Here is a 13,875-nt window from a genome sequence, read left to right on the forward strand (position 1 = left end):
ATAAAAACACAAAAGAGATTTGATCCTTTATCTAAACATGAAAAAGAAAAGAATATTAAATTATATCCATTAAACATAATTACAGTTATTGAAGATGAGTTAGGAGTTTTGGAAGATTTAAAAGAATATTATGAATTCTCTTTTAAAAAAAATTTTGTTGATAATGAAAGTATAATAGATGATATTAGAGATAAAAATGCTTATGTTTATACTGTTTCAAATCAATTGAACTATTTTTATGTTCCAAAAGATAGAAAAGAAAAATATGACAAAAATATAAAAAAACTAAGAAATCAATATGAGTTTTTAGCAAGAGAAATAATGTCTGGTAAGCTATCAGATATTATATTTGAAGATGGAACTTTAGATTTGGCAAATATTGTTGTTCCAAATTTTGATATTGCATCTAGATATTTTAAGCAAATAGAGTTTTTAAGTAAATCATTTTTTAATTTTAGTTTACTTACTAATCACCTTGGAAATTTAGTATTTAAAAAAGGCAGTTTGATTTATCAGTATTCTCCAAGACTTAGCAGTACAGATGTAGAGTATAATAATAGTGAAATTGAAAAGATTAAACTAAAAAGGGGTTTACCTGTTCATGGATATTTAAAGTTTTCAAATTATCATAATGAATATAAAATATATAGAGAAAATTCAAATAAGTTACTTGCATTAATCGTTTTTTCTGTTTTATTTTCTGGGGATTATGATGATGAAATAAGAGCTCAAAAATATATAGAAGATATGAAACTTGAGTTTTACAATCTTCTTATAAATTTAAGAGCATTACCTGCAATAAGTGATGATGATATTGAAGATATAAATTATAAGATGAAAGATCAAACTTTATATAAAGAGATATTTGAAGGAAGTACAAAAAAAAGTGGCTTTATTTTTACAAAAGAGAGTAAAGATAAAAATACACTTTTATCACAATTTGATAATCTAGAATATATACATAAAAAAGTATCATTTTCATATAAAGAAGCTAAAAAAATAAAAATTCAAACAGCTTTGGAATTTGAAGACTTATATAAAAGTAAAGATTTATCATCCTTTAAAAGTGATGACTTTTTATTATCTCCTGATAAATTACTAAAACTTATCGTAAAGCAACAAGAAAATCCAAAGATTAAAGAGCTTTTAGGTTTATACTCAGGTATAAATGAGTTTGACAATGCAGATGAAGAAATAGTATATCATTATAATATGTTAAATTTATCATATGATTTAACAAAAATAATAGCTTTTATGGATGAAGAGTTAAATATCTCTTCTATTTTTAATACATCCTCAAAACATATTCTAACATTTATAAAAGAGCTTGCAAAATCAAGAGAAAATATCAAAGATATGAATAAATGGGCTGAATATAGAGAAAACAAAAAACTATTTTTTGAAACTTATTCTATGGTAACAAACTCAGTAGTAACTCACTCTTGCATACAAAATGGACAAAATGATGCAGATAAAAAGTTCAAAGAGAGACAAAAAAATGTTTTAGAGTTTTTAAATACAATCTCAAAACTACAAGGATTACAAACAAAAATTGATTTTGAATTCTCCCAAGAAAAAAAGAAAAATCCAAATCAAAGCTATAAATCACTTATCTCAACAAACTTTGATATGGCTCAAAAATCACAAGATACTGCACAAGCTCTTTACTTAACACTAAGTGCAATAAATGGTTTCACAAAAAGATTAAATGAGATGAATTCAGTCTTAGAAGATATAAAAGCTTTAAAAGAAGAAAACAAAGCTTTAAGTGATGAAATAAAAAAGATGAAACTAGATAGTAGTACAAGACGAACTATTAAAAAGAGAAGACAAAAAGAGATTATTAAGCTGATAGAAGAGAAAGAATCTAAGATTAGTAAACTTGGTGGAAAGATATCTAATGTAAGACTTAGAGGTAAAAATCAAATTATTTATACTTTTGATTCATATACTTTCAAAAAAAACCTAGCCTCAACTAAAGCCCTCTCAAATGTAGTAGCCCTTATGGGAATAGTAAACTATTATAACTCTTATGACAAATTAAAACTGTCAAATCTAACTGCTTTTGCATCAGATGTATCAACCTTATCTGTCTTAGCTTTAGAAGGATTAGAAAAAGCAAGAAACAATGCAAAACTAGCCACAACTTTGATATCACAAGCAGCAAACAAAGCAAAACTAAATATTGGTATATTTGCATATAGATTAGATATCTTTATAACAATAATAACTGGTGTAAATAGATTTGTAGAACTTGATGATGAAGATATAGATGGAAAAGTAATAACAACAGTAACAACAACACTACAAGTAATCTTTCTTTTAAGAGCAACTTGGGTTGGCTTTGTATTGGCTGGTTTGACAGAATTAGCATATCAGTTAATCCTAAATTTAACACACATAATAAATAGCCCAATAGAAAACTATATAAATAAATCACTACTTTACAAAACAAAAACAGATGAAGGTTTAAAATTTAGGACAACAATTTTGCATAAAACACTTAAAGACTCTGATTTAAACATACCACAATTTGATACCTTTAAAGATATCCAAAACTTTATAGGAGATAATTATGATAAAAATAAAAGAATACTCGACTCAGCTTTATTAAATGAAATATCAGTACTTAAAAAAACACTTTTTGGATTGGATTTAGAGTTGTTTAGTTCTAGGTTTTTTATAGATAACAAATCAGGATTGTATAAAGCAACAAGAGTTAAAATACCTAAGCAAATATTTGATGATAGTAAGTTTAAACTAATTATAAAAACTGATAGAAATGAATATAAAGTAATGCAGAAACCTGAAGCAACAATTTATGAAGACTTCTATACTTATGATTTATCAAATAATGATATAGTTCATACTTCAAAAATAAAAGAGTTAAATCATAAAAAATATTCAATCATAGTTTTAACAGAAAATATATCATTAAAATATAATTACACATATTTTTTAAAAGAAATAGTTTATGTATCAGTATTAAACTTTGAAGAAGCCTTTATAGACCAAGAAGACGAAAAATTTATAGGAACAATAACAAATGACTAAACTAATAAAAATACTAGCAATACTCTCACTTTTAATCTTTGTCACTGGATGTGAAGAAAAACCTATAGGAAAAATCACTAAAGATACCTATAATTTAAAATCAGAAATGGACCCAAGACTTAAAGCTTATCCTGAGGCTGTTGAGTGGTATGAGAATTCGGATATGGATAAAGTTTCTGCTTTTAACTTAGGAGTCCTTTATCATACAAAAATCAAAGATTATGAAGAAGCAAAAAATTGGTATTTAATTGCATATAAGATGGGATATAAAAAAGCTGCAAATAACTTAGGAATTGTCTTTGAATATTTAGCTAACTATAATGAAGCAGTTAAATGGTATCTTAAATCTAATAGTGTAGACTCTCTAAGTAACTTGGGACTACTTTATATACAAAAATTAAAAAATTATTCAAATGCTATAAAATATTATAAATTAGCGATACAGAGAGAGAGCATAGAAGCAACTAAAAGTATAGCAACTTTATATAATGAATTAGGTGATAATATAAAGGCTTCTGCTTATTTATTAACTCTTATAGAGTATCCAAATTACACAAAAGAAGAAGTACTAAATTATCTAAGAAATGATTTAAAAATAGATAATGAAACAATAAAAAAAGGCTACGAACTACAACTAACAATGCCAGGACTTCCAAGAAGATATAAAGGTGGGATTTAATAATGTATTGTCCTTATTGCAATGAAAACTTACTTTCCTCATCTTCTGAGAAATTATCGAATAGAGAAGTAGAAGTCTTTGAATGTAAAAGGTGTAACAAAAAATCATATATAGTAAAGCTAAAAGCATATGAAGAAAACCCAATAGGATATACATTAGCAAGTGGTTTATTTATCGGAAGTTTTTATGTTTCTTTTCCTTTAAATATAATGATGCTAATAGTTGCTATTATAATAGCTATTTATCTAATGATGAATAAAGATACTATTGTATATAAACCACAGAAAGAATTATATGATGAAGAGGAAAATAGTTCGTCTTCTATTTTTTTTGTACTTATATTTATAGCTGTAGTTGTATTTATTTTTAATAATGGATCAGAAGATAAACCAATAGGCAAAAAAGTTGTATTTAAATCAACTAAAGATATGGATATTAGACTGAAAGGATATAGAGAAGCTGTTGAGTGGTATAAGGAGTCTTCAGTATTTTCAGAATCTGCATTTAACTTAGGTAATTTTTATATAAATAAATATAAAGATTATATAAAAGCAATTAAATACTATAAAGAAGCTTACAAAATTGATTCTTTAGAAAAGGCTGCTTTTAAAATAGCATTAGCTTATGAGGATTTAGAAAATTATGAAGAAGCTATAGAATGGTATTTTAAACTAATGAAAAGTGATGGATTAATCAGGAGTGATGCATTAATGAACATTGCCTTATTATATAAAAGTAAATTAAAAGACTACACTAATGCAATTAAATATTATGAAATAGCAATAAAAGAATATATTTATGGTGCAAGAAGAGGCATAGCTTGGTTGTATCATGAAAACTTAAAAGATGATATAAAAGCAAGTGCATATATGATAAATAGATTAACTATTACAAAAGATAAAGAAAAAGATAAAGAAGAGTTAAATGATTTAATTAATTTTTTTAAAAATAGATGGAACATATCAGATGAAACAATAAAAAAAGGCTACGAACTACAACTAACAATGCCAGGACTTCCAAGAAGATATAAAGGTGGGATTTAACCTTTATAATAAGATTTTAAATTATTTTTTACTATTATATGCAAAAAAAATAATTAGGAAAATTATGAATAAGTCTAATTTTGAATATATAAAAAGAGATTGTGAATCCAAACTATTATATATAGTTAGGATTTAATAATGCACTGTCCTCATTGTAAAGAAGAAGGTCTGTCTTTTTTTGATGTTAATGCTTTTAATAACAAAGAAAAAATATTAACTTGCAGAAAATGTAATAAACAATCTTATTTCCCAAATTTAAAATTTAATGAAGAAAATCCTATTATGTTTATTATTGTCTCGGGTTTGTTTATATTAAGTTATTTTTTAGCTCCTCCATTAAAAATAATAGTACTTATAATAATAGTATTTATTACTTTTAATATGTTGTTTATGAGAAAAATTTATGCTTTTAACACTCAAGAAGAATTAGAACTTCTAAAAAAATCTTTTTTACCCCAAGAAGATATTATTGATGAAAGATTAAATGATTATCCTGAAGCATTACAATATTATAAAAATAATGATGCTTTTAACCTAGCAATATTTTATGAAGAAATATTGAAAGATTATGAAAAAGCAATTTCTTGGTATGAAAAAGCTTATATACAAGGAAATGAAAATTCACTAAATATTATAGGACTTATCTATAAAAATAAATTAAATGATAATGATAAAGCAAAAGAGTTTTTTATAGAATCACTAAAAATAGGAAATCTTGATTCTATGCAGAATTTAGCACTTCTTTATCATAAAACTTTAAATGATAATGTGAGAGCAAGTGCTTATTATATAGCATTAATTGATATAAAATATTCAAAAGATGAAGTTTTAAAAATCTTAAAAGAAGATTTTGAAATTGATGATGAAACAATAAAAAAAGGCTATGAACTACAACTAACAATGCCAAGGCTTCCTAGAAGATATAAAGGAAAACTTAATTTTAAAAAAAATATAAGTGAAGATAATAATTTAGAAAAAAAAGATAAAAAAATTATTAAAGACAAATCTAATAAATATAAATTAAATAGAAAAAAAATAATACCTTTCTTACTACTTCTAGTAATAGTAGTATTAAGTTTTATCTTATATATATATCCTTATGGATATGATGAAGAGTTAGAAAATTACCCACATGCAAAATTGTTATATGAAAATAGAGATGATGCTAATTCAACTTTTGAATTAGCATTATTTTATCTTAACCATGGCAAAAAAGAAAAAGCTATATATTGGTTCAAAAAATCAGTAGATCAAGAAAATCCAATGGCTGCAATAAGATTAGCATATACTGAAGTAAATAAAAAAGAGTATTGGTTTAAAGAAGCTTATAAGCTAGGTTTTAATCCATTTAGTTTATATAAACTAGATAAAGAAAACTCTTATAAATGGCTTAATATTGCATATGAAAATGGCGATTGTGAAGCTGCAAAAATTAAACTAGAAAAATATAAAAAATTTTATATATCTAGTGTTAAAAATAACTTTGATTCTATTTCTCTAGCTTATACAGAAAAAGAATTTGGAGATAATATTAATTCTTATATAAGATTTTATTATTCTGGATGTAAAGAACTTGCTACTGATATTGGCAAATTATATTTAATAAACCAAACTAGCTATTTAAGAAGCATTCCCGAAAGAGGTGTAAGCAATATGGCTTACTTAAATAACATACAAAAAAGTATTGATAGTTCAATAAAAGAGAATATCAAAGAGGCTAAAAAATGGTTTAGAAAAGGAGTTGAGAACGGAGACCTAGCATCAAAAAAAATACTAGGTATTTTAAATAAAGATAAGACACTAAAAAAAACTACAAATATCAATAATGTAAATACTATAAAAAAAGTTGAAAAACCTATTTCAAATAATAATTCTAATGTAGATTATTATGGGATTACAGATAAAGACGTAACTGATTATTATAATAAAATAAGAGGGAATAATCCTTATTTAGATAAGTCTTCAGATCTTTATGATTCAACACAAGATCCAAAATCCAGATTTTATAATAATAAATTTGTAAAAAAATATATTTACTTTAAAAGAAAATATAAAAATAATCCAAAAGAAAAAGTTGATGAAATTGGTTATTCTGAGCTTATGAATGCAATTGATGATAAAAAATATATTAGAGTAAAAGTCCTTTTGGAAAATGGAGCAAATATTAATCATTATTCTCCAGATGGAAGAACACCATTAATTAGAGCTATATTTAGTAAAGATTTAAAAATATTTAATTTACTACTAAAGTACAAACCTGAATTAAATTTAGTAACAAGTAATATTATGAAAGAACCTATTTTTGTTGCACTTGGCTTTGGTCAATATAGTATGGTAGAAAAATTAATTGATGCAGGAGCAGATATTAATGTTACTGATGAGTTTAATAATTCATTATTACATTTATGTGTTAATCGTTATTCCCAGACATCAAAAAGTATCTTTTTAGATATTGCTAGAAAATTAATAAATAAGAAAATTGATCTTACTATTAAAAATGATAATGGCTATACAGCTTTAGAAGTTGCTAAATTAAGTAAGAATGAATCATTTATCAAAATATTAGATATATAATAAATCAAAAGGAGTATAGACATTATGAGTTTATTTTTTTATACTATTATATTTATAATAGGGCTGATACTATATAGAAGTTACACTAATATAATATCAAATAAGAATTTTTTAGATGCAGCATATGCAAATGTTGATGTGCAATTAAAAAAGAGGTATGACTTAATTCCAAATATTTTAACAATTGCAAAAAAATATATGGAATATGAGAAAAATGTATTACTTGATATTACAAATATACGTACAAAGCTTGAGAAAAACTATAAAGAAAGTGACGATAACAAAAATATAAAAGAGAGATTTAAATTAGAAGATCAATTAGATTTAAAGATGAAAGAATTAAATATTTCTTTGGAGAATTATCCTGACTTATATTCTCATAAATTGTTAATAGAAGCTCAACAATCTTATAGTGAAGTAGAAAGAAATATATCTGCGGCAAGAAGAAACTATAATCAGTCTATTGCATATTTAAAAAATAGTATTGAAATATATCCTGGAAAATTCATAAATGATGCTTTTTTAAAAGTAAAATCAAAACCAATGTTTGAGATAAAAGATGAAGAAAAGAAAGAGATAAAAGCAGAAGACTATTTATGATAAAATTTGATGATGAAGTGGTGATATTAGAAAAGTTAAGAAAAAAGCTAAAAATAAATCAAATAATTGATAAGTTTGTAGGATTTTTATTTTCAATATCATTTTTCATGATAATTATTAGTTACTTAGCAAATAATGTAGGAATTGGACTTCTAGGCGTATTACTTTTAGGTATATCTTTTATAATATTATTTAATAGTAAAACATATAAGCTTTATAGTGAATATCGTAAGCTATTAGTAAAACCCTTTTTAGTAAAAAAATTTAATGGCTTTTTTAGAGATAATAAAGATGAAGAATATAAAGAATTATTTTCTCAATTAGTTGATTTTGATTTTGATAAAGAAAAAGAATTTTCATATTATTCAAATAATATCTTTGATCTTAAATATAAAGGTTTTAGTTCTTTATTAGCTTATTCACATTTAACAATAGGTAAAGATAAATATAAAAGTACATTATTTGATGGAACTCTTTTTATTATGAGATTGCCTTTTTCTATAGATGATCTTATTATTATAAGAAAAGCAAAATATTTTGAGAATTCAATTAATTTTAGTAATAAAGATTTTATGAATAATTTTTATGTAAATGGAAGTGATGCAACTACTATAAACTTTATCCTAAGCCCAATAGTTATGGATAATTTAGTTAAATTAATAAATAAAAATATGAATAAAGAATTTGAAATTAATATATTTTCTAATAAATTAATTATACATTTTAAAAACTATAATATTTTTTCTATAAAAAAGGATTTATTTGAAACAGAAATTAATTCTCAAAATATTAATGAAAACTTAAAAGATATAGAAGAAAGAATATTTTTTATTTTTAAGTTAATTGATTGTTTTGAATTTACGTTATCATCTATAAAAAAGAGTTCTTATAATGAAACTTTAAAAATTGAAAAAAACAATATTTCTAATTTATTATTAAAAGAAAAAGATAAACAAATAGATGTTGATTTGAATGAAACAAAAAATAAAGAAAATACATCTTTAAATAAAATAAGTAAACTATCACAAGAAGATAAATTAAGCTTTAATATAAGTACAAATGTACCATCAAGAGATTCATATTTTAATTTATTCTTTGCTAATACAAATAGTCCATATGTTGGTGGTAGATTTATTTTTATTTCAATATGTCTTTATATTTTCATACTTGTAAATTCTACTTTAATAAAAGAAAAGAGTTTTATTGATTCCCTTAATGAAAGACTTACCTTGCTTTTTTATACACAACCAAAAGTGATTACTAAATTTGAAGATTTAGAAAAAAGATCAAATTTTGAAGTTAATAAATTGTCTTTTAATGCATTATGTACAAAGTTTAATATACTAAAAAGATTCGCTAAATGTAAAGAGATAAGTTTATTAAAAGATAAAAAGAAATATGACTTATTAAAAGAACAAATATACAAATATAAAAATCTTTTTGATGAATATTACAAGTTTGTAAAGTCTTCATGGTATTTATTATATGAAGGGCAAGAAGTCCCAGGTCGTTTTTATAATAAAAATACAATTTGGAATCTTAAGATAACTCACGTCACTAATAAACTAACTAATGATTTAGAAAAATCACTTGAAGAGTTTGATGATATAGAATTTGATAGAATAAATTATATTTTTTATAATTTATATTTTGGAGATATGTTTGATGCTTCAGGTTCAATAAAAAGATGGACAAAAAGTAAAAATAATATTAAAATGCTTATTCATAGATATGATGAGATATCAAGATCAAAAAAAGATCACTTCAATGATAGATTAAAAGAAGAACTACAACATATTTTTAAAAAGGTACAAAATGATCTTATAAAAAAATATAAAATAAATTATATTTTAGTTCCATATAACAATATTAGACTTGACTTATTTAAAGAAAATCTACCTATAGAAAAATCTAAAAATTTAAAAGATATGTTTTTATTAATAGAAAATATTAGACATCAAGAAAATAAAAATTATGTGTTTATTAATTCAATTGATTTAAGATATTCATTCGGAAATTTATTCTCTATATTTTTATTATTTCTTATTTATAGTAGTTCTATTGGAATAGTTTTAAAAATGTATTTTAGTGCCAAAAAAGATATTTTATGATTCAAGTAATTAGATTATTAACAATTATCTCTATTTTATTTATAAATAGTTTAAAAGCTAACGATGAAATAAAAAATATAAAACCTAATTCTTTAGATGAAATAAAAAAATTGAATTTAAATTTAGGATTCTTTTGGAAGAAGTCTAATACAAACAATAAAGCTGCCATGTTAATAGGTTATGCTTATTTAAAAGATGTCAAAGATTATGAAAATGCATTACAATGGTTTGAATATTCTGATAAAATAAAAAGTTCAGGAGAAAATTCATATTTAATTTGTAAAACATTAGTTTTATTAAAAAAGAAATATGAGGCTATAGATTGGTGTAAAAAAGCAATTAGCTTAAATTATAATCAATCATTATTTGAATTAGCACATATTTATACACTTTTTAAAAATTATAATGAAGCAGAACTTCTTTATAAAAAAGCAATAAAAAAAGATATAGAAAATTCTTACTTTCAAATAGCAAAGTTTTATTCTAAAATACTTACTAATGATGTATTGGCATCAGCTTATATGATTTCTATTATTGATAAAAAACTTAATAAAAAAGATGTTTTGAATATATTACAATTGAATTGGCATATATCTAATAAAGATATATTAAAAGGTTATAAAGTTCAATTAAATTCCTTAGATTTTAAATATAAATATAAAAAGAAGCTTGAGTTAATTGCACAGAAACCGACTTCTTTAAAAGAAGTAGTAAGTCTCAATTATAAATTAAAAAGTTTGTGGGAAAATGCACAAAAAGACCCAAAGGCAGCAATTACAATAGCATATGCTTATAAAAAGTATAAGAAGGATTATAAAAAAGCAATTTATTGGTATAAATATTCAGATGCTATTAAACCTCTTCCCAAAACATCTACTTATATTTGCTATTGTTATCAAAAACTAAAAGAATATGATAGAGCTCTTAGATGGTGTAAAAAAGCTAAAAAGCAAGGAAGTAAAGAAGCACTGTTTCAACTTGGTACTACTTACTTTTATTTGGGAGAATATGAGAATTCATTAAAATATTTTTTAAAATCTTCAAAAATAGGAAAAACAAGTGAATTAAATCTTGGATTTGTTTATTCAAAATTAAAAAACTATAAAGAATCAGAAAAGTGGTATAAAAAAGCTATCAAAAATAATAAAAGAGAAGCATACAAGCATATTTCATATTTTTACCATGATGATTTAAAAAATGATATAAAAGCAACAGCATATTTTATTGCCACAATAAATACAATTTATGATAAAAAATCAGTATTAAACTTACTTCAAAATAACTGGAAAATATCAAATGAAACAATAAAAAAAGGCTATAAACTTCAATTAAATTCTGATGAATTTCCTATTAAATTTAAAGGTAATCTAGGATTATAAACAAAAAGTAGTATCTTTTGAATTCTTGTGATTTTTAACTATTTAACACTAGAAAAAAATAAGAAGTAAGAATTCTCTTACTTCTTTAGCTTCGCATATAACTCTAATAGTTCTAACTGTTTATCAATATTAAATATTTTTAACTCTACTTTTTTAACTTTTGATGAATTAAGAAGTGTGTCTACATCACTTTTTGTTTTTAGACCTGCATTTTTCTCTTCAGTAATTGTTCTTAACAAAGAGTCATAAAGTTTATAATCATCTTTTGTGATTTTTATTTTCTCTTCAATTGTATCAATTTTTTGCATTTTTGTTTTGAAAAAGTTCTCTTCTTCAAGTTTTTTTGTTTTTAGTGAGAGTTTAGATTTTAAATAATCAATTTGAGAAGATTCAATATCATTAAAAGTACTAACATCTATTGGCATGGATATTGAAATACCAACATTTTGTACCTCTTTTTCTACAATATTAGAAGATGAGTTTCCGTGATTTCTTGTAAAATCATATGTTGCACTAACAGTTGGAAGATATTGAGAAATTGTCATGCCTTTTAATTGCTTTTTTGTATTTATATCTGCTTTTGATTTTTCTATTTCTAAGTTTTTATCTAAAAACTGTTTTTGTGAAACAATATTAAATTTAGGAAGTTTAAATATTTTATAATCATTACTAGCAAGATTATTAAAACTATTAATTAACTCTTTTTTTTGGTACTTTAAATCTACAAGGTTCTTTTTGGCTGTATTTGCATCTAAAATTGCATTATCCAAATATGAAGTATCTAAAAAACCATTTAGAACTTGCTCTTTTTTTCTGATTATATCAATTTGTGCATTTTTTAAAACAAGTTTACTTTTTTGGATTTCTAAATCTGTTTTATGAATATTAAAAAGAAGATTATATGCTTTTCTAATCATCTCTTTTCTTTGTAAATCAATATCTAAATTTGAGTACTCTTTATTAGCTTTTGCATATAAAATTGCTTTATAAATACCACCACTTTTAAATATTGGTTGATTTACACTAATAACAGTTTTTTCTGTATCTGTTATTTCTCCATCAATTTTACTATAAGTTATTGTTATTGGGTTAATCCAGTTTTTTTCAAGTTTTGCACTATCTTCTATTACTTGTTGCTCGCTTAGTTTGAACTGTTTTAGTCTATCTTTTGAAAGGATATCTTCATCCTTTGCATTTAATAATGCAAAAGGACAAAGAGAAATGAGAAGTAAAATATTAAGAGATTTTACCAAGTGCATTATCTAACCTTTTGAAGCCTTCATCCATCTCATCTTTTGAAATAGTAAGAACAGGTAGGAATCTTAAGGTATTTTTTCCTGCTTTTAAAACTAAAATTCCATTTTCAAAAGCATTTGAAATTATAGAAGATAGAGTTTGTTCATCTTTTACTCTTAATCCTCTCATAAGTCCAAGTCCTAAACTATCAATGAATAAATTTTGATATTTTTCATAAATTTCTTTTAGTTTTCTTTCAAAATAAATTATAGTTTCATCTAATTTTCCACTATTTTTATAATTTTCTAAAATATCAACAACTTCAATTCCAGCTGCTGTACTTAGATAATTTCCTCCAAAAGTTGATCCATGATCACCTGGTGAGAAGATATCTTTGTGTGTAGTTAAAACTGCACCAATTGGAACACCTCCACCTAAACCTTTTGCAAGTGTTATAATATCTGGTTGTATTTCATATAAGTTTGAAGCTAAAAATTCACCTGTTCTAAAAACACCTGATTGCACTTCATCTACAATCAATAATATTTGGTGTTCTTTTAAAAATTTTGCTAACTCTTGAATAGCTTTTTTATCAAATGGCTGAACTCCACCTTCACCTTGAACTAATTCAATCATCACAGCAACAGTTTCATCATCTATTGAGTTATAAATATCATCAATAGTATGATCATATGAGAAACCTTCTGGATATGGTGCAAAGCTTGGAGAATGAAATTTATCTTGTCCAGTAGCTTTTACTGTTGTGATTGTTCTACCGTGAAATGAATGTTCTAATGTTATTACTTTAAATCTTTTTTTACTAAAGTTTTTTTCACCATATTTTCTTGCAATTTTAATAGCACCTTCATTAGCTTCAGCACCACTATTTGCAAAAAAAGTAGCTACATCATATCCACTTAATTGTGCAATTCTTTGTGCAAGTTTTGCTTGTGGTTCAATTGCATATATATTTGAAATATGTGTGATATTACTAATTTGGTTATAAATTGCATCGGCAACTTGTTTGTTACCATGACCTACAGATACTACACCAATACCTGAAGTAAAATCTATATAATCTTTTCCTTCTTCATCAAAAAGTGTAGCATTAATCCCTTTTTTAAAATTTACATAGTTTCTTGCATAAGTATGAAGTACATACTGTTTATCAAGATTTTCTAACTGCGTTGACATCTCTT

Annotated in this window: 9 protein-coding genes; 7 read left to right on the forward strand and 2 right to left on the reverse strand. The window is 23.8% G+C overall.

Annotated elements, in window-relative coordinates:
• Positions 1-108 precede the first annotated feature (108 nt).
• From CRU93_RS02800 to CRU93_RS02830, 7 genes are all read left to right on the forward strand, one after another.
• Complete coding sequence (locus CRU93_RS02800) at positions 109-3,054, forward strand: hypothetical protein (protein ID WP_129102662.1); 2,946 nt, start codon at positions 109-111, stop codon at positions 3,052-3,054.
• On the forward strand, positions 3,047-3,733 hold the full coding sequence (locus CRU93_RS02805; protein ID WP_129102663.1) for a tetratricopeptide repeat protein: 687 nt from the start codon (positions 3,047-3,049) through the stop codon (positions 3,731-3,733). The genes CRU93_RS02800 and CRU93_RS02805 overlap by 8 nt, the downstream gene beginning before the upstream one ends.
• A gap of 2 nt (positions 3,734-3,735) precedes the next feature.
• Positions 3,736-4,776 carry a tetratricopeptide repeat protein gene (locus tag CRU93_RS02810; protein WP_129102664.1) on the forward strand — a complete coding sequence of 347 codons (1,041 nt, stop codon included), beginning with the start codon at positions 3,736-3,738 and terminating at the stop codon, positions 4,774-4,776.
• A gap of 138 nt (positions 4,777-4,914) precedes the next feature.
• Positions 4,915-7,350 (forward strand): ankyrin repeat domain-containing protein, encoded by a 2,436-nt coding sequence (locus CRU93_RS02815; protein ID WP_129102665.1) that lies wholly within the window; start codon positions 4,915-4,917, stop codon positions 7,348-7,350.
• A 24-nt stretch (positions 7,351-7,374) separates the two neighbouring features.
• Positions 7,375-7,950 carry a LemA family protein gene (locus CRU93_RS02820; RefSeq protein WP_129102666.1) on the forward strand — a complete coding sequence of 192 codons (576 nt, stop codon included), beginning with the start codon at positions 7,375-7,377 and terminating at the stop codon, positions 7,948-7,950.
• Complete coding sequence (locus CRU93_RS02825) at positions 7,947-10,061, forward strand: DUF3137 domain-containing protein (protein WP_129102667.1); 2,115 nt, start codon at positions 7,947-7,949, stop codon at positions 10,059-10,061. The genes CRU93_RS02820 and CRU93_RS02825 overlap by 4 nt, the downstream gene beginning before the upstream one ends.
• Complete coding sequence (locus tag CRU93_RS02830) at positions 10,058-11,440, forward strand: tetratricopeptide repeat protein (protein WP_129102668.1); 1,383 nt, start codon at positions 10,058-10,060, stop codon at positions 11,438-11,440. Before CRU93_RS02825 ends, CRU93_RS02830 begins: the two co-directional genes overlap by 4 nt.
• A 77-nt stretch (positions 11,441-11,517) precedes the next feature.
• Here the strand turns inward: CRU93_RS02830 and CRU93_RS02835 are convergent, their stop codons facing one another.
• Entirely contained in the window at positions 11,518-12,699 is a 1,182-nt protein-coding gene (locus tag CRU93_RS02835; RefSeq protein ID WP_129102669.1) for a TolC family protein, read from the reverse strand.
• A complete protein-coding gene (locus CRU93_RS02840) occupies positions 12,677-13,870 on the reverse strand; it encodes an aspartate aminotransferase family protein (RefSeq protein WP_129102670.1) in 1,194 nt (397 codons plus the stop codon). The genes CRU93_RS02835 and CRU93_RS02840 overlap by 23 nt, the downstream gene beginning before the upstream one ends.
• Positions 13,871-13,875 lie beyond the last annotated feature (5 nt).

It is taken from the genome of Arcobacter sp. CECT 8985 (assembly GCF_004116495.1).
Taxonomy (GTDB): Bacteria; Campylobacterota; Campylobacteria; order Campylobacterales; family Arcobacteraceae; genus Malaciobacter.